At 36.7% G+C, this 23,511-nt stretch carries 18 protein-coding genes and 1 pseudogene; 4 read left to right on the forward strand and 15 right to left on the reverse strand.

From position 1 onward, the window contains the following. The 3 genes from ACIQXF_RS09745 to ACIQXF_RS09755 all read right to left on the reverse strand — a co-directional run. A partial coding sequence (locus ACIQXF_RS09745) for a hypothetical protein (RefSeq protein ID WP_402782155.1) occupies nucleotides 1-187 on the reverse strand: 187 nt, incomplete at its 3' end. Nucleotides 188-265: 78 nt separating this feature from the next. Further along, complete coding sequence (locus ACIQXF_RS09750) at nucleotides 266-706, reverse strand: GNAT family N-acetyltransferase (RefSeq protein WP_402782158.1); 441 nt, start codon at nucleotides 704-706, stop codon at nucleotides 266-268. 105 nt (nucleotides 707-811) lie between these two features. After that, nucleotides 812-1,921 carry a glycosyltransferase gene (locus ACIQXF_RS09755; protein WP_402782161.1) on the reverse strand — a complete coding sequence of 370 codons (1,110 nt, stop codon included), beginning with the start codon at nucleotides 1,919-1,921 and terminating at the stop codon, nucleotides 812-814. A gap of 258 nt (nucleotides 1,922-2,179) precedes the next feature. Between ACIQXF_RS09755 and ACIQXF_RS09760 the strand changes: the two genes are divergently transcribed. From ACIQXF_RS09760 to ACIQXF_RS09770, 3 genes are read left to right on the forward strand one after another with little or no spacing between them, the layout of a single operon-like run. After that, entirely contained in the window at nucleotides 2,180-2,779 is a 600-nt protein-coding gene (locus ACIQXF_RS09760) for a glycosyltransferase family 2 protein (protein ID WP_402782164.1), read from the forward strand. Between the two features lie 39 nt (nucleotides 2,780-2,818). Beyond that, nucleotides 2,819-3,847 carry a polysaccharide biosynthesis protein gene (locus tag ACIQXF_RS09765; RefSeq protein WP_402782167.1) on the forward strand — a complete coding sequence of 343 codons (1,029 nt, stop codon included), beginning with the start codon at nucleotides 2,819-2,821 and terminating at the stop codon, nucleotides 3,845-3,847. After that, a complete protein-coding gene (locus ACIQXF_RS09770; RefSeq protein WP_402782170.1) occupies nucleotides 3,844-4,698 on the forward strand; it encodes an SDR family oxidoreductase in 855 nt (284 codons plus the stop codon). The genes ACIQXF_RS09765 and ACIQXF_RS09770 overlap by 4 nt, the downstream gene beginning before the upstream one ends. A gap of 172 nt (nucleotides 4,699-4,870) precedes the next feature. Here the strand turns inward: ACIQXF_RS09770 and ACIQXF_RS09775 are convergent, their stop codons facing one another. The 11 genes and pseudogenes from ACIQXF_RS09775 to ACIQXF_RS09825 form a co-directional block, all read right to left on the reverse strand. Then, entirely contained in the window at nucleotides 4,871-5,998 is a 1,128-nt protein-coding gene (locus ACIQXF_RS09775) for a DUF4261 domain-containing protein (RefSeq protein ID WP_402782173.1), read from the reverse strand. 594 nt (nucleotides 5,999-6,592) lie between these two features. After that, entirely contained in the window at nucleotides 6,593-7,840 is a 1,248-nt protein-coding gene (locus ACIQXF_RS09780; RefSeq protein WP_402782176.1) for an MFS transporter, read from the reverse strand. A 758-nt stretch (nucleotides 7,841-8,598) separates the two neighbouring features. After that, nucleotides 8,599-9,744: an alanine dehydrogenase gene (gene ald / locus ACIQXF_RS09785; RefSeq protein ID WP_402782179.1), complete on the reverse strand. Its 1,146-nt coding sequence runs from the start codon at nucleotides 9,742-9,744 to the stop codon at nucleotides 8,599-8,601. Between the two features lie 25 nt (nucleotides 9,745-9,769). Then, complete coding sequence (locus ACIQXF_RS09790; protein ID WP_402782182.1) at nucleotides 9,770-11,191, reverse strand: aldehyde dehydrogenase family protein; 1,422 nt, start codon at nucleotides 11,189-11,191, stop codon at nucleotides 9,770-9,772. 22 nt (nucleotides 11,192-11,213) lie between these two features. Next, complete coding sequence (locus ACIQXF_RS09795; protein WP_402782185.1) at nucleotides 11,214-12,524, reverse strand: aminotransferase family protein; 1,311 nt, start codon at nucleotides 12,522-12,524, stop codon at nucleotides 11,214-11,216. Nucleotides 12,525-12,957: 433 nt separating this feature from the next. After that, entirely contained in the window at nucleotides 12,958-14,244 is a 1,287-nt protein-coding gene (locus tag ACIQXF_RS09800; RefSeq protein WP_402782188.1) for an ArgE/DapE family deacylase, read from the reverse strand. A 36-nt stretch (nucleotides 14,245-14,280) separates the two neighbouring features. After that, complete coding sequence (locus tag ACIQXF_RS09805) at nucleotides 14,281-15,669, reverse strand: APC family permease (RefSeq protein ID WP_402782190.1); 1,389 nt, start codon at nucleotides 15,667-15,669, stop codon at nucleotides 14,281-14,283. A 54-nt stretch (nucleotides 15,670-15,723) separates the two neighbouring features. Next, nucleotides 15,724-16,874: pseudogene (locus ACIQXF_RS09810) on the reverse strand (APC family permease). A gap of 183 nt (nucleotides 16,875-17,057) precedes the next feature. Continuing rightward, nucleotides 17,058-17,714, reverse strand: a complete 657-nt coding sequence (locus tag ACIQXF_RS09815) for a GNAT family N-acetyltransferase (RefSeq protein WP_402782192.1) — start codon at nucleotides 17,712-17,714, stop codon at nucleotides 17,058-17,060. A gap of 167 nt (nucleotides 17,715-17,881) precedes the next feature. Then, nucleotides 17,882-19,303: an NAD-dependent succinate-semialdehyde dehydrogenase gene (locus ACIQXF_RS09820; protein ID WP_285395968.1), complete on the reverse strand. Its 1,422-nt coding sequence runs from the start codon at nucleotides 19,301-19,303 to the stop codon at nucleotides 17,882-17,884. 62 nt (nucleotides 19,304-19,365) lie between these two features. Continuing rightward, nucleotides 19,366-20,742 carry an aminotransferase family protein gene (locus ACIQXF_RS09825; RefSeq protein ID WP_402782197.1) on the reverse strand — a complete coding sequence of 459 codons (1,377 nt, stop codon included), beginning with the start codon at nucleotides 20,740-20,742 and terminating at the stop codon, nucleotides 19,366-19,368. A gap of 210 nt (nucleotides 20,743-20,952) precedes the next feature. Here ACIQXF_RS09825 and ACIQXF_RS09830 point away from each other — a divergent pair, with 210 nt between their 5' ends. Then, nucleotides 20,953-21,864, forward strand: coding sequence for a LysR family transcriptional regulator (locus tag ACIQXF_RS09830; RefSeq protein WP_402782200.1), 912 nt, complete (start codon nucleotides 20,953-20,955; stop codon nucleotides 21,862-21,864). Nucleotides 21,865-22,557: 693 nt separating this feature from the next. On the opposite strand, the gene ACIQXF_RS09835 is transcribed toward ACIQXF_RS09830, so the two are convergent. Next, nucleotides 22,558-23,346 carry an alpha/beta fold hydrolase gene (locus tag ACIQXF_RS09835; RefSeq protein ID WP_402782203.1) on the reverse strand — a complete coding sequence of 263 codons (789 nt, stop codon included), beginning with the start codon at nucleotides 23,344-23,346 and terminating at the stop codon, nucleotides 22,558-22,560. Nucleotides 23,347-23,511: the final 165 nt, after the last annotated feature.

Consider the following 23,511-nt stretch of genomic DNA (forward strand, 5'->3'; position numbering starts at 1 on the left):
CTTCTACTACTAATTTCACAACATAATCACGATATTCTTGGGTTATTTTTTTAGTCATTCGGTACACGTCCTTTAAAATAGTTATTTCTATCATAGCTACTCTCAGTTTTCCGTGTCCACTTTTTATACTAACCTCATTATTCTCTTGAAGTCGAGCAACTTTTTGGCTAATCTGAGCGTTCCACACTTAAAATCCAAGCGTTTCCTCGGTCGGCTCATCTCTCATCAAATAAGCATCTTCGTCCGCAGACGAGATGCTTATTTCTTAACTAAAATACTTCACATAATTACAGTAATGATCTTGTTTCATATGAAGGTTTTCATATAGCTTCCGTGCATTAACATTATCTGTTGCCGTTTGAAGCGTAACATAACGAGCATACTGCTGCTCACAATATTGAAATACCTTTTCCATTAATGCCTTGCCCACCCCTAGACCTCGGGCATCTTTGGTCACATATATATCATTTAAAATATATGCTCGCTGTAATGCAATGGAAGAAAAAGTTGGATATAATTGTGCGAATCCAACAGCCTTGTCATTTTCAACTGCTATAAAAATAATGGATTCCTTTAGGGCGATTCGTAATTGTAAAAATGCCTTAGCACCGCTTAAATCTGATTCAATGCCATAAAATTGGCGATATTCATCAAAAAGCACAGCTACGTCCTCTAGTTCATTCATTGTTGCTTGAAATATTTCCATCCTAATTCTCCCCTTATGTCTACCCATGATCGTCAATAATATGAATCTAGTTTTCATTATAAAGGAAATAATGGAATAAAGGAAAGAATTCCCCACAAATTCAAGCTAGGATTCACCTTTGTGTGGCTCTTCATCTAAATATTCTGCTGCCTTTATCACAATATCCTTCCAGTTTAATTGTGATTTTGCGAATGCTTGGAGGTGCTCGCATGTATCAGCCAGTAATTTGTCCTGCTTTGTTACTTGCTGTAATGTACGGCCAACACTTTCCCAATCATGTGTTGGATGAATTGTACCGAAGCGTTGCTGATGGGTAATATCCGCTGCTCCATCTACATCAGTCGTCACAATATAACAGCCATTTTTTGCGGCCTCCGCAAATACATGGGCATAACATTCTACTAAAGAAGTAAGGCAAAAAATTTTAGCCTTTCTATACTCCTCCTCTAATAAGACCTTATCATATATCGGGCCCAAAATGATTACTTGGGATGCAAATGGATTTCCGTCTAGAAGTTTTAGTAACTCCTGTCTGAAAGCCTCTGACATTGGTCCCACTAAACGAAACTCCCAATCTGAGAGTTGTGCAGCTAAAAACGCTCTGACTGCTAATAGAATTTGTTTTTCAGGAGCATCTAATCGACCAACCGTTAAGATTCTATTTTCTTTCTCATTAAATAAAACAGGCTCAGTATGAAACCGCTCATAAAAGCCATTTGGTAAATGTTTAATATCCAAATTCAAGAATTCTTGAATAGACTTTTGAATGGATTCACATTCAGATGAACATACATCACAAAGTTGGAGTAATTCTTCAAAATAAGGATAGGTTTTTAAACGATTTAGCCAAAACCGATTGACGTCCAGCTTCATATAAATTTTTCCGTTCGGATTAAACTTTTTATAGGTTTTTAAAATAGATAAATACGATGGGTATGGCCCAATCGCAAATGCAATATCGATTTCCTTAGCATGCTCTATTAAATAGGCATTCATATTCGCGACATAGTCATCTCCAAAAGGAATATGCTGAAACGTTACAGAAGGAAAGGTTTGTTGCAGTAATGCCTCATTCATTTCAGTCGTTAAAATGGTCACATCATACCCTAAATACTCACCTAACAAAATTGGAACTAGGCAAAGATCTTTGAAAATATGTGCATCAGAGAGCTTATAGGATTCCACGCTGCAAATGAATGCTATCTTTTTCGTCATAATTATCCCCCTTTTTAAAAAGAAGCGCTCTGATTATTTTATGAGTTCTCGTTTAATAAAGTGAAAAGATTCGTATGTTTAAGCACTGTGATTAACATCTCTATAACCAACTAATGCCCAAAGAACAACTCTTGAAACGCATATTGTAATAAGAATCCTTTGCGTCATTCAAAGTACAACAGCATAAACTTTGCAAAACTCCTATTTAAGATAAGCCCATTGGATTGATCTAATATCTATAAAGAATTGAGGTTTTACATGAATATTAGCTTTTTATCGCCTGCCTACAATAGCGAAGAGTGGATATTAACTATGCTAATTAGTATCCCAAAAGAATATGCCTATGAAATTATCGTTTGCGACGATGGTTCAACCGACAATACGTTAGCCTTATTAAAGGACTATCAAAAAGACTGTCCTGCCTTAAAAATACTAGTCCATCCTAGCAATCTAGGTGCTAGTGAAGCCTATAATCATTGCATTGCGGAAGCGACGGGTGATTATATAGCCATCATTGATAGTGATGATCACTATTTACCCGCTATTCGAAACGTCTTAGCCCAAGTAGATGGTCAGTTTGATATTTACTACTACAACATGCTAACAAAAGCTGGTTATACATTTATAAAAGATGAATCTAATCGATACACATTACCTGGACAATTTAAGATTATTCGAAGAAGTTTTATAGGTGATGCAACCTTTACCATAAGAAAAGATATTGCTGGGGATTGGGATTTTAATTGTGCCTTAATGGATAAAAACCCGACGAGCAAATATACAAATGAATTGGCATACTGGTATAACTTCCCGAGAGAGAATTCTGAATACGATTTACATCGAAGAGGATTAAAATAAATTATTACTCCATGTGTGTAGGAGGTGTTAAAGGATACAATGTTTAAAGATAAAGTTCTTCTCATAACAGGGGGCACTGGCTCTTTTGGTAATGCGGTATTAAAGAGATTTTTGAATACTAACATAAAGGAAATACGTATCTTTTCTAGGGATGAGAAAAAGCAAGATGATATGCGAAAACTATACCAACATCCCAAAATTAAATTTTTTATTGGCGATGTCCGTGACATTCAAAGCATTCATAATGCGATGTTTGATGTCGATTTTATTTTTCATGCAGCAGCGCTCAAGCAAGTCCCCTCCTGCGAATTTTTTCCACTAGAAGCTGTTAAAACAAACATTATAGGTACGGATAATGTTTTAACAGCCGCTATACAAGCAGGAGTTAAAAAAATTATTTGTCTATCTACTGATAAGGCTGCCTATCCAGTAAATGCGATGGGCATTTCGAAGGCCATGATGGAGAAAACATTTATCGCCAAGTCAAGAATGGTTCATCCAGATAAAACGTTGATTTGTGGGACACGATATGGAAATGTTATGGCTTCAAGAGGATCGGTAATCCCGTTACTTATCGAACAGATTAAATCCGGAAAGCCCTTAACCATTACAGATCCCAAAATGACACGCTTTATTATGACTCTTGAGGAGGCGGTAGAATTAGTTTTATATGCCTTCTCCCATGCTGATAACGGAGATATTATGGTGCAAAAATCACCAGCTGCTTATATCGAGGACTTAGCTCAGGCTCTACTCGAAATTTTTAATGCTCAAAATAACATAGAAATTATCGGAACACGGCATGGTGAAAAGATTTACGAAGTTTTATTAACAAAGGAAGAAGCGGCAAAGGCCATTGATTTGGGCAATTTTTATAGAATCCCTGCAGATAATCGTGATTTAAATTATGGAAAATATCTTGATGAGGGCTCTCCTAAAATTACGTTAACCGATGAATATAATTCAACTAATACGAAAATACTTACCGTCGCAGAAATAAAAGAAAAATTATTAGAACTCCCTCTCATTCATGAAGAATTACAAAATTGGACGGGAGGAAAATCTTGAAATTTTTAATTCTTGGAGCTACTGGAATGGCTGGTCACACGATTTCACTCTATTTATGCTCTCAAGGTCATGATGTTGTAACCTATTCACGAACAGCCTTTTCATACGGAAAAAATATTACGGGAGATATTACTGATTCAAAATTTTTAAGGTCACTATTACTAGATCACGACTACGATGTTGTGGTCAATTGTATCGGTGTTTTAAATGATGCCTGTGAAACAGAACGGGAGAAAAGCATATATCTCAATAGTTATTTACCTCATGCCATTGTATCTTTATTAAAAAACAGTAAAACCAAGCTTATTCATTTGAGTACGGATTGTGTATTCTCAGGAAAGGCAGCTCCCTATCATGAAAAAAGCCTTCCTGACGGAGACACCTTTTATGATCGCACGAAGGGGTTAGGAGAAATTGAAAATACCCATCACTTAACGTTTCGTAACTCTATCATCGGCCCTGATATGAAGGAGGATGGTATTGGCCTCTTCAATTGGTTTATGAAGCAACGTGATACTATTCATGGCTATACTAGCGCAATATGGACGGGAGTCACTACCCTAACGTTAGCAAAAGCTATTGAACGTGCAGCTATTGAAGATACAACAGACCTCTATCACCTCGTCAACAATAGCAGTATTTCAAAATTTGAGCTACTGCAATTATTCAATAAGCATTTCAAAGAAAATAAAGTAAACATCCTGCCATATCACCTCGTAAAGATTGATAAAACGCTAGTCAACACACGAAAAGATTTTTCATTTACTGTACCTAGCTATGATGAAATGATTATTGAGATGAAAAAATGGATATGGAAACATAAAGATTTGTATCCTCATTATTTTAAATGAGTTAGAAGGATCAGTATGCTAAAGAGAAAGTTCAGAGACTGTTCAGTATGAAAACGAGTTAAACAAAAACTGGCGAGCATGAATCCAGTAAAATACCGAACTCATGCTTGCCAATTAGCTGCATAATAAAAACTCTAACTTTAAGGAGTCACTACCTACGGTGCCAATGAGACTAGTATTTGATTTTGAGAGTATCCCCATCGACATAAACTCCCTCGGAACGGGAAATCGGCAACTTTTGTTCTGCCGAGAAGCCGATCGTTTCTCCATCCCTTAAAGTGACATTATCTTCTACAATATAGCCGGAAATAGTAATCAAAAAATCACGCAGCTCGGCAGGGGATGCTTGACTGTCCAGGATTTCAATTTCATCCTTACCAAAGGCTTTTAACCCATAAGTATATCCATCTACCCCGGTTTCCGTTCCGACCAGGCCGAAATAAACCAGATTCAGTAAAGGAAACATATCGTCATCCCTCATGATCTCAGCCATATCCAGAAAAAGTTCAGGCTGGAATACGGTGCCAGATGTATAAATCCCTATTGCGTTAGGAAGCTTTAAACAACTGGCAGCCAGCTTAGTGTATAGCCTACCACTGTCCAGTGGGGAGCCGGAGCGGGTAAATGCAGCCAGGATGATTTGAGCTACATGCGTTTGAGTAACCTCCACGGCTTCCTTCCACATGTAGTTTCCCTGTGCATAATACTCTGCCTCACCATCTGGTATGGGAGCCTCGACAAAACTAACCGCTAACATGCAGTCGTCCACTCCAAAAACCAAGGTTCCTTCCTTTGTATCTTCGGCGTTTTCCTCATCCTCTACTGACGAGCAGGTGATGTTCCAATCATTCAAAAGGTTGGCCTTTATCTGAGCAATATCACATTCTGCAGAGTTAAGTAGAACGAACCCGTTAAAAATACCAGAACCATTATCTTGTGTTTCCGCCTCGTCCTCCATAGATTGAGCAGCTTCATATGCTGCAGCCTGCTGCATCCAGTATTCCCGGATTAACTCTACCATCTTTACAGCTTCTTGCTCTGCAGTCGCAGGGTCATAAGGTTGCATCTCGCTAAATACATGGCCGCAATGCTCAGTATCAGACGGAACCCCATAGCCTCCACATACGCCAAGTAGCCATTTTCCGAGAATAGTTTTTTTATACTTGAATATATAGTAGTGCATATCATATAAATCAAATTCTGCTGCAATTTCTATTTTCTTGGGCTCTTGCCCCAGTTCATGTTCATCCGCTAGCCAGTCGATCATGGATTGCATTGCTGCTTGTTGTTGAGCTGTCATCAATTTCTCCCCTTTACGAATGTATTATTCTACCATTATACCAACTTTTATGGAAAGAAATAGTGAAGCAAGAATTATTCCCCATATGGTAGATTACTCCTATTTCTATTATAGGAAGTCGTTCATCAAGTATAAGTGCTGGGATGAGTAGCAATATATTTTGGTCATAAAAAAATCCTCCATTCAATTGAAATGAGAAATAATTCCAGTACTCTATTCACGTAATTTTCAAGGTAAAGGGATTCTACGTATAGTGTCCGAATCCCTAATTTTTCGAAAACCTTTTTTTCAATGGTTTGCATAAAAACTAAATGAGGCTCATGCATTCTTCTAAAATCAAGCGGGAAATTCTTGATTGTTATAAATATTTCATACTACACTTTCCAAAGGTCCTGTTTTGCTTTTTCAGATAAATCCGACTAATTTATTCCATCAGTAATATATTCGTCTTGACCGAGTACTGTAAAACTGAATCATAAGCGAAAGTGCTTATTTCTCTAAGAATAACGTTATACGTCCCAATGAAAACATCAGGATTTCTTTCACCACGGTTGCTTTGCTTCCATGCTCTTTACCCCTGCTTATTATTCTTATTTACGCTCTGGTTTTTTCCTTAAATAAAATTACTCCAATTAAACCAATGATGGAGAAGATAACCGGCGTGATAAAACCATAGTAATATCCATCAAATAGATTTCCTGAAGTTGATTGAAAATGATCCAATATATATCCAAAAATGATGGGTAGTAATACAGCACTTAGAAAGCCGCCCGTATTCGCAATCCCCGAAACAATACCTGATTCTTCCAGATTAAAAGATTGACGTACAGCTGCAAAGGTTAATGCACTTGCCCCATATCCAAAACCAATGATAAAGAAAATAATAATTAGAAAGAAAAAGGAAGGATGCCCATTAAATAAAAGGAAAGAAAACCACCCTAATAAAACAACGATATGAACGACAATATACGGTTTTTTAATTGTTTCTAACCGACTTGAAATCCAACTAGCTAGAGGTGCTCCAATAAGTGCCCCGATAAGACCAATCATAATCAGCTGGCTGGCATCTGAACGCGTCATTTCATACATATTCATCCCATATGGTACTGCCCACGAACTGATAAACCCTACATAACCGCCGACTACCCCAAAATGGCAAAAGAATAGAGCCCACGCTTGCGGATTTGAAAATATTCTTCGTAGTAAAACTGACGTTTTTTCACGTTGCACTTCAGCTGTATCAACTACTTGCTCATCCCCAGAAATTTGTTTTGTTTTTTTTACAAGTACAAAATAAAGGAGAATGCCACATAAACATAATAGTAGTCCTACTGAGAAAAATGTTACCCTCCAACCAAATAAAAGTATCCATGTGGAGAAAGGTACTGTCGCCAATAAGAAACCAAGACTTCCTGTCATGCCCGCCAGTCCAATTAATCGAACAAATTCCTTTGTATGAAACCATTGGCCCAAAATTAGCACCATGTTAACCCATATGGTTGCATCTCCTACCCCAGTTAGTATTCTGGCAAAAAACAGGATGAATTCATGTGTACCCATACTATAAATAATCGTACCTAAACCTGTAAGAGTAGCACCAATAATTAGAAAAAAATTTGGCCCAAATCGATCAGCTAAAATCCCCATCGGAATTTGCAAACTCGTGTATACAAAAAATTGTATACTAGTCAATAACCCAATCGTTGATGCTGTTACATTAAAATCTCGCATCAATTGGTCTGTAATCAGTCCTGGGGCGGTTCGTTGACTCGCCATTAACAAATAAGTAAATAATACAGAAACAAATACGACCCATCTATATCTACTATTTTGTTTGTCCAATTATTTCTACTCCTATTAGCTTTTACTCTATATATATGAATTACGGGTAACGTTAAAAACCTGTTTTTCAACGTAGTTTTATGATTTGAATTTGGTTTAAAATGCTTTTAGTTCTCAATGTTCAATATAAAGCTTACATTCTTTTTGAAGTTGAACACGTCTCCCTACACTTTTATTAACCTACTTTTTTGGAACTACAATACCCATTCCATCGGAGAAGTACTTATTGTTGAATGAATTTGCAGATCATAGTTTTATAAAGAACTTCAATCTGCAGGCATTCATGTAACGATTAGAAGTCAATTCGGTATAGACATAGATGCGGTTTGTGGCCAATTGTAGTCAAATATGATACGAGGAAGAACTCTTAAAATTAAACAGGAAGTCCTTTGAGATTCTCAATTTCATTTCAAAGGATTCGTAATCAACTTGAAGAACCTAATTAAAAATGATTAGGGTACTTTTTTCACTCTCTTCTATAAGTATTGAATTTTTTGCCAATAAAAATAAAATAATCAAGACTGCATTTAACTGTCTTGGTTATTTTTAATAGAGGATTTATTGTTTCTTTAAAATTTCTTTAGGTACTTTTAACTCTTGTAGCCCTCATAATTTGATTACGGGCTTACGCATAATCTAGCTCTTTCATGTGTTTTGAAAATTAATCGAAATTTAAAAAATAGAAAAGAAGGTGAAAGCTTGGTAGATTACGTTCCCCACCAATTTTCACCTTCTTTTCATAAACATTATTTCTTATTCTATTTAACTGCTAACGCCGAAGTTGAATCTGCTGCTAATTCTACTTGTAGATCCGTATATGGTAATCCATGTGCATCAGCTACCGCTTTATATACTATTTTTCCATTTACTACGTTTATCCCCTTCGCTAAAACAGGATTATCTAAAGCAGCTTGACGATAGCCTTTATTAGCTATTTGCAAACCGTATGGAACAGTTACATTTGACAAGCCCATTGTTGAGGTACGCGCGCAAGCACCTGGCATATTCGCAACTGCGTAATGCACAACACCGTATACTTCATAAGTAGGATTACTATGAGTAGTAATTCGATCAATTGTTTCAATAGAACCCCCTTGATCTACCGCTACATCCACTACAACAGACCCCTTTTGCATCGTTTGAATCATTTCTTTTGAAACTAATTGTGGTGCACGTGAACCTGGAATTAGCACAGCACCAATTAACAAATCTGCCGTTTTCACTGCTTCAGCGATATTGTAGGTATTTGATGCAAGTGTACGAACACGTCCTTGGAACATATCATCTATTTGACTTAAGCGTGTAATATTAACGTCTAAAATTGTTACGTTTGCACCTAATCCTACTGCCATTTTCGCAGCATTCGTCCCGACAACTCCAGCACCTACAATCACTACATTTCCAGGTGCAACACCAGGAATACCACCTAAGAGAACTCCTTTTCCTCCTTTGGAATTTTCTAAAAACTGTGCACCAATTTGTACAGACATTCGACCTGCTACTTCACTCATTGGCGTTAACAACGGTAAGGCACCTGAATCTAATTGAATTGTTTCATAAGCAATTCCAGTAACTTTACTTTCAAGCAAAGCTTTCGTTAATTCAGGCTCTGGAGCTAAATGTAGGTAGGTGTAGAGAATTAGATTCTCTTTAAAATATTTGTACTCCTCCTGAATCGGCTCCTTCACTTTAATCACCATATCAACATCCCAAGCTTCCTTAGTCGATTTAGTAATTTGAGCGCATACATCTAAATAATCTTGGTCTGTAAATCCACTACCTAGCCCTGCACTCGATTCAATTATTACTTCATGACCACCTTTTTTGTAAGCCACAACACCTGCTGGAGTAATTCCTACTCGATTTTCATTATTTTTTATTTCTTTAGGTACACCAATTATCATTATATTTCCTCCTACCTATTTTTTATTAGTTTTGGTTTATAACTACAAGTTTCATTTCTGTCATTTCCTCAATTGCATACTTCAGCCCTTCTCTTCCCATACCACTTTCCTTTACGCCACCATATGGTAGATGATCTAAACGGAATGTAGGAATATCATTTATAATGACACCTCCTACATGGAGTTTTTGCGTTGCCTGTAAAGCAACATGGATATTATCTGTATAAATACCAGCTTGCAAACCATATTTGGAGTCATTTACTTGATCAAATGCCTCTTGAATAGATGTAAACTTCATAATAGATACGATTGGTGCGAATACCTCCTGACAGGAAACCTTCTGCTCGGGTTTTACATTTAATAGTACGGTAGGTTGTAAGATATTCCCTTCAGATTCTCCACCAGTTGCAATAATTGCCCCTTGCCCCTTTGCTTCTTCAATCCAACTTAATGTTCGTTTTACATCTTGTGGACTAATTAAGGCTGAAACATCCGTTGTAGGATCTAGGGGATCACCAAGTTTCAACTCTTTTGTAGCTGCTACAAATTTATCTACAAACAAATCATACATTTTTTCGTGAACATAGATTCGTTGAACTGAAATACATACCTGCCCTTGGAATCCAAATGCACCGGAAACGACACGTGGAATTAATTTATCAATATTAACATTTTCATCGATAATAACTGCCGCATTAGAACCCAATTCAAGCGTTACTTTCTTAAGACCTGCTTGATTGCGTATGCCAATACCTACAGTGGGGCTACCTGTAAAAGAAATCTTTTTTACGCGATTATCCGTGACTAATTTGTTACCAATTAAAGAACCTGCACCAGTAACGATATTTAACGCACCCTTCGGTAACCCTGCCTCTACTAATAATTCACCAATAAAATAGGAAGTTAATGGTGTTTGACTTGCAGGTTTTAATACAACCGTATTACCTGAAGCTATTGCTGGCCCTACTTTATGAGCTACTAGATTCATTGGGAAATTAAAAGGTGTAATAGCTGCCACGATACCTAATGGTTCACGAACCGTATAGGCAATGCGCCCGTCTCCACCGGGGGCAGCATCCACAGGAATTGTTTCCCCGTGTATTCGCTTTGCTTCTTCAGCAGCAAATTTATACGTTTGAATTGTACGCTGAACTTCGGCTTTGGCGGTTGAAATAGGCTTGGCTGCTTCTAATGCTATTAGCTCTGCTGCTTCTTCTGCACGTGCTTCTAATAACGAAGCTAATTTTTCAAGAATCATCGCACGCTTATACAAAGGCATATTCGCCATCGTTTCACGTGCAGCATCGGCAGCTAATAAAGCTGCTTCTACTTCCTCGACATTTGCCTTCGGTATTTCTGCAATGACCTCGCTACTATATGGGGAGCATAATTCTGTATACTCTGCTGCTTCCACCCAATCCCCATTGATAAATAAATTTTTCCTCATTATAATTACCTCACCTTTCGTATTACGACTTATTTGCCAATACGTGATTCTCTACTTCTTGAATCGCTTTTTCTAGAATATCTAATAAATCTCTTAACTCCTTTTGGCTTATTGATAATGGTGGTGAAAATACAACAATATCTTGAGCATCTAGTACAACAGAGCGACATATTAATCCCAACTTTGCTGCCTCTGTCACTATTTGCGGAGCGAGGAGTCTTCCTTCATAAGAGATTTCTATACCTGCCATTAAACCTAAACCTCTTGCAGCTACAATAAATGGATACTTCGCTTGTAATACTTTTAACCCTGCTAATAGCTCTTGACCACGAATTTCTGCATTTGCTACTAAATTATCTTTCTCTATAATTTCAATGTTTTTCAACCCAACTGCACAGGCCATTGGATGACCACTATAAGTGTATCCATGCAATATAGTTCCTTCTGATAACTCAGAAAATTCTTGGTGTATTTTCTCTGAGATCATTACACCACCTAATTGTGCATATCCACTAGTAACACCTTTTGCAAAGCACATCATATCCGGTACCACATTAAAATGTTCCATCGCAAAGAACTTACCCGTCCTACCAAATCCTGTGATAACTTCATCAGTTATCATCAAAATACCGTACTCATTGCAAATTTCACGAATTTCTTTGAAATAATTATCCGGTGCAACATGCACTCCCCCTGCACCTTGTACTGGCTCGGTGATGAAAGCAGCTATTGTTTCTGGACCTTCAGTTTCAATCAAATCACGTAAAGCCTGTATGGAGAAATGATCTACGAATAGAAAATCCGGTGCATTTGAATTTGTAAAATCACGAAATCCTTTTAAACCCGTCGCACTTGTAGCACCAATTGCCACCCCGTGATAAGATCTCGATCTTGAGATAATTTTTTTTCGAGAAGTTTCCCCTTTTAATATCCAATAATGACGAGCCAATTTATAGGCGCTATCATTGGATTCGGAACCACCGGACGTAAAAAATGTAGTATTTAAATCACCAGGTGCTAATTCTGCTAACTTTTTTGCTAATAGAATAGCAGGCTCATTACTAAACGTTGCAAAACAAGAACTGAAGGCTAATTTATCCATTTGTTCCTTCGCTACTTCACCAAGTTCTGTTCTACCATGTCCGATATTCACATTCCAAAGCGAAGACATACCATCAATAACTTTTTTACCTGTAATATCATACAGATAAACACCTTTTCCTTCTGTAAAAATAAATGCCGGTCCATTTTCCGTCTTTACTGGTGAAGTAGGGTGTAGAAAATGCTTTTGGTCTAACACTTTAAGTTCTTCAACAGAATAATTTCTTTTCATAAAAATACATCCTCTCTTTTAAATGTTTTTAAACAATACACTCACAATTAATCAATTTCGCCTTGGCGTAATTGCGTCCGGATTTTGAATTGTGCACGCACAATTCATTCCTTTGAAAATCCGTGACATCCGCCGGAGGCTTTAGGCCAACAAGATGTTGGTCACTCAGTCGTTGCCACAGGACGTGGCGTTCTTAGACTGAGTTCCTCTATTTCAGTAGGTGTTTGGACACCAACTGAAAAAGTAATCAAAATCGCATTCATCTCACCACCTATAGAGGTGGGAGTCTTCTGCTGAATGAAGATAAACAATAAGCTTGCCAACTACTAAAATGTGCTTTACTTACATCTCGGAAATAAATTATTTTAATTTTCAATTAATTTAAAATACAGGAATTGTTTTATCGATTTGATTGATAAGAGAGAAACGTTGATTAACTCTCGCTCCACTTAATAATATAATTTGCCAAAACATTAGTTACTTCTACTACGCTATCTAAATGAACACATTCATCTGGTCCATGCATATTTTCTCCAATTGGCCCAAAGCACAATCCTTGATTTCCGTAATACTGAGTAAATCGTGCATCATTTCCTCCAGCTCTTCCAACCATTATTACTTTATGTCCCATAACATCTTCTGCATTTTCGATGAATAATTTTACAAAAGGGTTCTCAGGATCTTGGTACCATGGCTCCGTTGACCATCCAAACCACTCTATAACAGGTGGATTTTTATCCATCCACTCATCGCCTAAGACAGATTTCATTATCGTGTCTTGTACTAGTTGCTTAATTTCTTCGCGAGTTTCCCCTGGGATAAAACCAATTCTTCCTTCGAGGATCGCTTCCCCTGGAACTGTCGATACCCAGTCCCCAGCTTTTAGTACACCTAAGTTTAAGTGAACGGACTGTCCAGACCCCTTTTCAAATAAATCAAACTTAACATTTTTAGCACGCCATTCACTTAATTCGTCCAGCGCACTAAGGATTTTCATCATTTTTGAAATAGCATTTATGCCTTCATGCGCTAAACCAGCATGTGCTGTTCTTCCCTTTACGTACACTCGGAAATACATAATCCCCCCATGACTTATTGTCATATTCAAATTATGTGGCTCTGTCGAAATGTACCCATCTGTTACGAAGCCCTCCTCCAAACATGCTAAAGCTCCGCCTCCACCACCAGCTTCTTCTTCTATTACTGAATGTAGCTGAACATCTCCAGCAATTGGATAACCCAAATCAATTAATGTTTTCAATGCGAACCAATTTGAAATAAGTCCTGCTTTCATATCGGCAGAGCCTCGACCGTATAACTTGTTTCCAATAATATCTCCACTCCATGGGTCCATCGTCCAGTTTGAATATGGTTCTGGAGAAACAACATCTACATGCCCATGAATCGTTAATGACTTACCATTGGAGACACCTTTATGTATTCCGATAATATTTTTTCGGTTTTCAAACGGAATACCTGAATCAATAAACGCTTCATGAGCTGAAACCTTCTCATATTTTGGTTCAATCTCATGCAAAATCAAGTTAAGTTCTTCATATTTTTTTTTCATGTATAATTGCATCTCTTGTTCATTACCAACAACGCTTTTTATACGTACGACATCTTGAATTGTTTTAAATAATTCTTCTTTATTTTCTTCTATATACAATCGAATTTTTTCTTTCAAAGCAATCACTCCTTTATTTACTTCTTGTGTCATTAAAAAGAAGAAAATTATCTAAGAGATTCTCATCCTCTAAATAGTTACTTTAATCTTATCTTCATTAAAAATCTCTTTATCTAATGACTCCAAGTCATCAATAGAGTCCATGCTTCCAAGTTCTTTTTTAAAGAATCTTGTTATAAACAACATGTAAATGATTCCGATTATAAGCCAAACGATTCCACCTATAAATGCATCAGCGTGTAAATGATACCAAAGAACTCCAGTAGCTAATGCTCCGAAAGAAGGCATAATTAAGTACTTAAAGGTTTCACTGCCTGATCTCCTTTTCTGACGAATATAGAAATGAACAATAACAGTTAGGTTAACGAATGTGAATGCAATTAATGCCCCAAAGTTAATGACTGAAGCAATTAATTCTAAATTTGGTCCTATTGCAAATAATGATACGATTCCCGTCAAAACAATCGTAAAAACAGGCGTTCTAAATTTAGGGTGTAAGTATCCGAAAGTTTTTTTAGGAAGTACACCATTTCTGCCCATAACAAACAGCAAACGAGATGCACTTGCATGAGATGCAAGTCCTGAAGCTACAGTAGCAGCGAAAGCTCCTGCAATGAAAAGCAGTTGGAATAACTTCCCTCCTACATATAAACCAATTTCCGGCAATGTATCATCTACATTTTCGAACACAGAAACATCCGGGAATAACGCTTGTGTAAAATAAGAAGCAATAAAGAAAATACCCCCACCGATTAAAACAGTTAGAAGGATTGCTCTAGGAACTGTTGATGTATCCTTTGCTTCTTCCGTATACATTGTTATTGCGTCGAAACCGACAAACGAGAAAGCTACTACTGTTGCCCCAGTTAAAACGGCTATTAATTTCACATTTTCATGTGATAGTGGATGAATCGTGAATAAAGTACCATTTCCCATACCGTGATACAGTTGTACAGAAGCAAGTATTATAAAGATACCTATTAAACAAATCGTGAAAACAACGAGTATAAAGTTTAAGCTGGATGTTGATTCCATACTATAAGCATTAATTGCAGTAACTACAATGACATAAGCAAAAACCCAAATCCAAACAGGTACATTCGGAAACAGAGATTCCATATATATTCGAATAATTAATGCATTAACTAAAGGTAATAATAAATAATCTAATAACGATGCCCATCCTACGAGGAATCCTAGGTGAGACCCCATTGTTTCCCGGGTGTACGTATATGCTGAACCAGCAGCCGGGAATACCTGTACCATCTTTCCATAACTAATCGCTGTCAATACCATTACTAACAAGGCGACAAAATACGCCATTGGTACTACACCATTTGTTAATTTTGATACAATTCCAAACGTATCAAAGACTATTGTAGGCGTCATATATCCTAATCCCAGTGCAACAATTGACCAAACACCCAATGACCTTTTGAGCGTAGTGTTATCTGTCATTCACCCATCCCCTTTACATATTTTTAGCTGCTTCATTAATGTTTTAAACTGCGACTAATCAATCTGATTTGTATTGAGCGCTGGTGGTTTATGCTCAAGACCTTTTGTCATAAATAATAAATAAATAGCACCAATTCCTAACCAAACACTACCAAGAGCAATCGAATAAACATCTAGGTTGAAAAGCAAACAAGTTGTAAGTACTGCTCCGATTAATGGAAAAATCAAATAGAAGATAATCCCCTTTAAGGAGCGTTCTTTTCGCTTACCGTAATATAAAAAAACAACGGATAGATTCACAGCAGTAAATGCAAGTAGGGCGCCAAAGTTAATGAAAGACGCGACAAAGGTTAGACTTAAAAACAATGCAGATAATGATAAAAGACCAATTAATAAAATGTTGTTAACCGGGGTTCTCGTTCTTTTATTTAGTTTTCCAAAAAAATTTTTAGGTAATTGTCCATCTCTTCCCATTGCGTATAATACACGTGCAGCACTTGCTTGAGATGCGGACGAGGAACCAAATACAACCACTGCAGTTTTTGCTAGGAATGCTGCTTGTAAGGCATTCCCGCCTACTAGGAAAAAAATTTCATAGGAAACAGAATCAGCATCTTTAAAACTCGTATAATCTGGCAAAACATTATGTGCAAAATAAGATACGATTACAAAACATAATCCACCAATTATTGTTACTAAAGATATTGCACGCGGTATGTTTTTCTCCGGATTTTTTACTTCTTCTGAAAAAGTAGAAACTGCATCAAAACCGAGGAAAGAGAAACATAAAATAATACCGATAAGCTTATTACAATCATGTTGATATTTGCGCTTAACTTTACACCTCTAACATTTACAAACGTCACAAGAACTACTAATGTAAGTATCCAAACATACTGTGGAACTTCAGGTATAGCAGCTGAGAAGAAAATACCAAATAGTAAAAAGTTAACCATTGGGATCAAGAGATAATCCATTAAAATTGCCCATCCCACTAAGAAACCAACATGAGAATTAATAGCTTTTTGCGCATAGGTATAGGCAGATCCTGCAATGGGGTACGCTTTTGCCATTTGACCATAACTATGAGCCGTAAACATCATCACAATTAATGCAAGTACATACGATCCAGCGACCATACCATGAGATATTTTAGAGGCTATGCCGTATGTGCTAAACACTGTAGTTAAAGCCATCAAGGCCATCCCAGTAACAACAACAGACGTTAAAGAAAGCGATCTAGACAAATTAACCTTTACCTAAGATTTACTTCTAATGGAACTCTTATAACAATCGTTTGAAAGCGCTTACACAACTAAAGAAGTTAAATAATCCCAATAAACAATGGGCATCCACTGTCCGCCTATTAAAATAGGCGGACAAAAGACTTATACTAATTTAAGCTTGTAAACTGGATTTTTCCATTCCAAAAGTGTTGCATATTCTAATGACTCAACATCTCCAGGTAAATAGCCTGGCATTACTTTATTTAATACGTATCCGTTTTTCATTTGGAAGGTTAATACTGGATCATATATTTTCCCTTTCATTACCTCTAGTGCATACTCATCTGCACTCATCTGCTCAGCATATTTATAGTAAAAGGGTATACGACCACCTACTAAGATACTTTCTAAGTTAAGTTTCTCACATATTCTTTTTCGGCCATCATACAAATGACGTCCCAATTGTAACCCTCTAAAATCTTCGTGTACGCCTATTTCAATACCATATAGGTTTCTACCATTAGGGTTATGATTTCGAATAAATCCTAAATCACAGATTTGAAAATATGAGTGACTATCTCCGTAATCTTCAAAATTTACAATTAGACTTAAAGCGGTTCCTACAATTTTACCGTTATATTCTAGACAAATTTGACCTTCTGGAAACAACTCAATCTGACTTTCAAAATGCTCATATTTTAATGCCATATCAGGTCCAAAACACTTCATAGAAAGTGCGGCAACTTCAGCAAGATCCTCTTTTAAAATATTGCGGACAACTATTTCTTGTCCATTATTTTTTACATTTACTTGAGACATAATAAATTCACCCTCTTATTTTATTGGAATTAAATTAAAGTTTATTACTTTATTAATTGTGTAGACTGTCTCCCATACATTCTTTAGAAACTATGTATGGGAAACATGGAGAATGTAGATAAGTCTACTACAATACATTTAGTTACCTAGATTAGTAACATTTTTTATTATTTTAAATAAATCGATACAAACTTCTTCTCCAAGTACTCCTCAAGTCCGTACCAACCGCCTTCTTTCCCCATTCCACTTTCCTTCATACCACCAAACGGAGCTTGTACAACCACTGGAGCTGGATCATTAATCCCAACAATTCCAAACTCTAAAGCACGCATCATTCGTAAGCCTCGACCAATGTCTCGCGTATAACAATAAGCTGCAAGACCATATTCAGGATGGTTTGCTCTTTCAACTACCTCTTCTTCCGTCTTAAATGTATAAATTGGTGCAACTGGTCCAAATGTTTCTTCTGTTGTAATCTTCATATTATCGCTTGCATATTGAATAACTGTGGGCTCAAAGAAGTAACCGCTACCATTATTTAATGTAAATACATTACCACCCGCAATTACTTTACCATCATGTTTCACAGCGTCTTCTACTTGACTTTTCACTTTTTCAAGAGCCACTTTATTAATTACTGGACCGACATTTACGCCATCTTCTAATCCATTTCCTACAACTAATTTAGATACCTTTTCAGCTAACTTTCCTGAGAATTCATCAGCTACAGTTTCTGCTACGTAAATCCGGTTGGTGCTGATGCAAGTTTGACCTGAGTTAATAAACTTAGACACTAAGATACCATTAACTGCTGCGTCAATATCAGCATCCTCAAACACAATATACGGTGCGTGTCCACCAAGCTCCATTGATATTTTCTTCACTGTATCAGACGAATCACGGATAAGTTTTTTCCCCACACGCGTCGAGCCAGTAAATGTGATTTTACGAACATCTGGGTTACTCGTCATCTCGTTTCCAATTTCTTCAGCTGGGCCAATTACCAGGTTTGCAACTCCAGCAGGTAGTCCAACTTCATGAAAGCATTCGAATACTTTTATTGCCGAAAGAGGAGTTAAGTCAGCCGGTTTTAAAACAATCGTACAACCTGCAGCAAGTGCAGGTGCAATTTTTCTTGTAATCATCGATAACGGGAAATTCCATGGTGTAATAGCTGCACATACCCCAACAGGTTCGCGAATTACCATTAAGTGTTTATCAGCTGCAGATGCAGGAATTGTTTCCCCATAAATTCTCTTAGCTTCCTCTGCATACCATTCTAGATAACCGATTGCACCTGCTACTTCACGAGTAGCATCTGGTAAAGGTTTACCATTTTCAAGTGTAATTGTTTCAGCTAATTCTTTTGTTTTTTCTTTCATCAATTGAACCACTTGAAACAGGTAATTGCTGCGCTCATTTCCAGTTGTCTTACCCCAGAATTCAAATGCTCTCTTCGCACTTTCGATTGCTTCTTTAGTTTCAGTTTTACCACCTGTAGCAACAGTTCTAATTATTTCTCCTGTCGCAGGATTTGTTACATCTAATTTATTTCCTGTATCTCGCCATTCACCATTTATATAAAGCACTAGAGAACCTCCCCCTTTTTTAACTATAACCACCACTACTCAACTTACTTTATAGGAATAGTTTAGTTGCGTGTATTTTTAAAAGCAGTAATCGAATCGTCTATAATTTGAATCATTTTTTCAATTTCTTCTTTGTTAATAATAAGCGGTGGCGCAATTGCCACAATTTGGTTATGAGCTCCAAGCGCTCTTACTATTAATTGGCGATTGAAACATGCGTCAACTACCGCATTTGCTGGGAAAACAGCTGGATCAAACAATTTTCCACTTGTTGGATCTTCATAGAGTTCAAATGCAGCCAACAGACCAATTACTCTGCAATTTGTTACAATACTATGTTTTTCAGCTAAGTAATCTAAACCTTTTTTAAGTTCTTTCTCCATTTCGTTTACGTGGTCAATAATATTATCACGCTCTAGTATTTCAATGTTTTTCAGTCCAATCGCACAAGCAGTCGGATGGCCACTATATGTGAAACCATGTGGGATAACAGCATCGAAGTTAGCAATTGTTTCTCTAATTTCATCATTCATCATGACCCCGCCAAGTTGCGAATAACCACTCGTAATTCCTTTTGCAATTGACATCATATCAGGGACAACATTCCAGTTGTTTACACCAAACATTTTCCCCGTACGACCAAATCCACAAATAACCTCATCTGCCATGAAAAGGATATTGTGCTCGTCACAGATTTTACGAACTGCTTCTAAGTAACCTTCTGGTGGAATATTAACTCCGCCCGCACCTTGCACAGGTTCAATAATAATTCCGGCAATCGTCTCCGCACCTTCTCTTTCAATTGTTCCACGGATAGAGTCTGCATAGTTCGGGTCATTTTTATCACCTAACTCGCTTTTTAATAGGTGGGCTGTTGCACGAACAACTCCGTCTATATTTGATGATGCGAACTTGTGGTATGCTGCAAGACCAGTAGCTGTTTGCGCTCCTATTGTTACACCGTGATAAGCATTTGTTAGCGCAATAATCTTTCTTTTTTCTGATTTCCCTTTAAGCTCCCAGTAGAAACGAGCTAATTTAATGGCTGTATCATTTGATTCTGACCCACCAGAAGTGTAGAATACACTATTTAAATCTCCTGGTGCTAACTCAGCTAATTTTTCAGCAAGTAGAATGGATGGTTCATTTGAGAATCCTTTAAATGATGATGCATACGCGAGAGTAGATAATTGACTATTACCAGCATCTGCAAGTTCTTGATTCCCATGCCCTAAGTTCACGTTCCAAAGCATTGACATCCCGTCGATGTATTCCACATCATCCGTACTTGTAACTGTAACGCCTTTACCTTTAACAAAGATGATAGGCGGTCCATTGTCAATTAAAGCCTTCGGATTTGTAGCTGGATGTAGCAAGTGCTTTTTGTCCAGTTTAGCTAACTCTACAGTTTTTGATTGTTGAGTAACTTTAGTTGTCATTGATAAAACCTCCATTTATAAATTAATATTTTGCGAGTGGATGGACACACTCTGGTATCAACTAACTTAAAACTGAAATACAGTTTAGATCCAATTTTTTAACTATTCTTAATTATGAAAATAGTATATCTTTACATTTTTATAATGTAAATTATAATATTTATATGACTTCCATATATTTTATGAATACTAAAAGGAGGAGTTATCAAAATGAACCTTCATCGTTTACATTGTTTTATTACAGTAGTTGAGGAAGGTAGCATTACAAAAGCTGCTACTGCACTGCAAATGACTCAACCCCCCTTAAGTATTTTAATTAGAAAATTTGAACAAGAATTAAATGTCACTTTGTTTAATCGTTTAGGTAGATCTCTTGAATTAACACCAAGTGGAGTATTTTTATATGAAAAAGGAAAAGAATTACTTGATTTATCTGAGAATACGGAGAAGAAATTAGTCGAGTTTCATGAAGGAATTAGAGGTACTGTGAAATTGGGTTGTACTACTTCAGCAAATCTATTTATTTTGCCAAATGTCTTAAAAAAAATTCAAAAGGAAACTCCTAACATAGTTACACATGTTAGCGAGGGTAATACATCATATATTTTAGAAGAACTAAGAAGTCATAAAATAGATATTGGAATTGTCCGAACTTCAGTGAGAGCTGAGGACATCCATACTGCAACACTACTAACAGAACCTTTACTTTTAGCTCTTCCTCCCAACCATCATCTATGTGAAAAAGATTCTATTGATATTGCAGACTTGAAAAACGAACGATTTCTTTTAAATACAACATCTTATGGATCAGGTGTTGCTGATGATGTGATCGAGGCATGCCAAAAAAGTGGATTTATGCCTAATGTCGTTTACTGGGGGACAGAAACATTACCAACACTTATGATGGTGATGAAAGGCGCAGGAGTTTGTTTTGTACCTAGCTGTTTCAAGCTACTTAATTCTCCTGATTTACCGGTACTTAGGCCACTAGCAAATCCAGTGTTACAAACAAAACTTAATATAATTACACTTAAGGATCGTTACATGACATCAATTTCCAAACGATTTCTTGCGATTACCGAAGAGGTTGCAGAGAAAATGACAAGCATTTTCAATGATTAATGTGATTTAAGTATGGTATTCAAGTTAAAATATTCAGTAGATAATGTATAATAAGTTAAAATAAGCATTCTCACTTTAACATCAGTTAAGATAGGAGTGCTTTAAATTACCACCTGCTAAAGCAGGTGGATTTTGTCATGAATGTCCACGACTAAAGTCTTTTTTATCTAAGGCTGAAGCCCTTCTCAAAGCTCTTGTGCTCAAGCACACTGAATATGGACTAAACTCATTCTTCAATACAGAAAACATCATTCTCATGTTCATTAAATTGTTCGCAATGTAATTTCTTATAATTTCCTCGTTTACTGTACCAACTGTCACACAAAAGCATCCCATCGTGCATAGATGTTGGTCCCAATATCTTTTTTTATTCAGGAAATTCGTCTTACAACAGTCTTGACGATCTTCCTTTTAGATATTGCAAGATTTTGCTTGGTTACATTAGTTTCCACTATTATCCGTCCGTTGAATAGTAAGAGCCACAATCCTATCTATTCTATTTAATCTGAACATTCTCCTTCTTCTTCAACCATTCTGCCCCGTTAGATGCGTCGAATGTAAATCCTAGGGACATCCGATATTCGCAGATTCTCAAGGAGAAATCTCAACTTGAAAATATGGCATACGTTTTACAAGCATCTTCCCTACCTTAATAAGTAAAAAGTAAAAATAGATTCCTTTTTGCACTATGTACTATTTAATAATCTTTCCTTCTGGTAACTTACCATCTATTAGCCACTCTTCTACAAAACGGTTAAAGAACTCAGGATTCGCTAATGAAACACCGTGGCCGATACTAGATAGCATAACACCTTGACAATTGAGGTTGCTATTCACAAGATAGAGCGCGGATTTTTTCATGTTGCCCTTCTCTTTTTCACCGACAGTTACTAAAATGTTACATTGAGCTTTCGAAAAATTATGTGGGATGGCAAAAGACATATTTTCTTGCAATATTTTAATAAGGGTATCTAATTTTATCTTTGAACTATCTTCATAATATTGCTCAAAATATTCTTGATCTACATATAATGTTTTAGCTTGAAGCTTGGCAAATGATTTCTTTTTAATTAAGGGAAAAGTTAATTTTATCAATGGTCTAATCCATTTCTCTGTAGCTGGGGAAGGTGTCACTAAAGCACTGTTGATGATGGCATAATCTATTAATTGCGGCTTTAAACTAATCATTTGAATAGCAATTTGTGCTCCTAATGAAAAACCTACTACTATGACACGTTTATTTTCTGCTTTTTCTTCAATTAAAGATAGAAGCTTTTTTGCACAATCTTCAATTGAAAAATCAGAGGTATTATTCGCCTCGTTATCTATTAATTCTGGTACAACGCAATGATAATCAGAAAAGTATTGGACTTGTTTATCCCACATCCATCCTCCCACACCACCACCGTGTATCAACATCATGAGTGGCTTATGTGGATCACCGTACTCCTTATAATGCATTACCACACCTTCTTTCTTCATTCTTAAATTTCCTAGGAAATACTAAACACAAAAGCTTGTTTCATCAAAAGTCCCAACTAAATCAGTATTATCAATCACAAAACTCTTGCAAAATTACGCACATGGAGTTGGTTTTTTCATATCACTTGCCTTGTTCACTAAATATTTTTTCAACGCAGTGCCGTT

The sequence above is a fragment of the Lysinibacillus sp. NPDC097231 genome (assembly GCF_044761885.1).
Lineage (GTDB): Bacteria > Bacillota > Bacilli > Bacillales_A > Planococcaceae > Lysinibacillus.

Excerpts from the sequence above, each read along its gene's own strand:
- ACIQXF_RS09800 (WP_402782188.1), bottom strand. The coding sequence starts at position 14,244 with ATGACACAAGAAGTAAATAAAGGAGTGATTGCTTTGAAAGAAAAAATT.
- ACIQXF_RS09775 (WP_402782173.1), bottom strand. The coding sequence starts at position 5,998 with ATGACAGCTCAACAACAAGCAGCAATGCAATCCATGATCGACTGGCTA.
- ald (WP_402782179.1), bottom strand. The coding sequence starts at position 9,744 with ATGATAATTGGTGTACCTAAAGAAATAAAAAATAATGAAAATCGAGTA.
- ACIQXF_RS09795 (WP_402782185.1), bottom strand. The coding sequence starts at position 12,524 with ATGAAAAGAAATTATTCTGTTGAAGAACTTAAAGTGTTAGACCAAAAG.
- ACIQXF_RS09825 (WP_402782197.1), bottom strand. The coding sequence starts at position 20,742 with ATGACAACTAAAGTTACTCAACAATCAAAAACTGTAGAGTTAGCTAAA.
- ACIQXF_RS09755 (WP_402782161.1), bottom strand. The coding sequence starts at position 1,921 with ATGACGAAAAAGATAGCATTCATTTGCAGCGTGGAATCCTATAAGCTC.
- ACIQXF_RS09765 (WP_402782167.1), top strand. The coding sequence starts at position 2,819 with ATGTTTAAAGATAAAGTTCTTCTCATAACAGGGGGCACTGGCTCTTTT.
- ACIQXF_RS09750 (WP_402782158.1), bottom strand. The coding sequence starts at position 706 with ATGGAAATATTTCAAGCAACAATGAATGAACTAGAGGACGTAGCTGTG.
- ACIQXF_RS09805 (WP_402782190.1), bottom strand. The coding sequence starts at position 15,669 with ATGACAGATAACACTACGCTCAAAAGGTCATTGGGTGTTTGGTCAATT.
- ACIQXF_RS09760 (WP_402782164.1), top strand. The coding sequence starts at position 2,180 with ATGAATATTAGCTTTTTATCGCCTGCCTACAATAGCGAAGAGTGGATA.
- ACIQXF_RS09835 (WP_402782203.1), bottom strand. The coding sequence starts at position 23,346 with ATGAAGAAAGAAGGTGTGGTAATGCATTATAAGGAGTACGGTGATCCA.
- ACIQXF_RS09830 (WP_402782200.1), top strand. The coding sequence starts at position 20,953 with ATGAACCTTCATCGTTTACATTGTTTTATTACAGTAGTTGAGGAAGGT.
- ACIQXF_RS09815 (WP_402782192.1), bottom strand. The coding sequence starts at position 17,714 with ATGTCTCAAGTAAATGTAAAAAATAATGGACAAGAAATAGTTGTCCGC.
- ACIQXF_RS09790 (WP_402782182.1), bottom strand. The coding sequence starts at position 11,191 with ATGAGGAAAAATTTATTTATCAATGGGGATTGGGTGGAAGCAGCAGAG.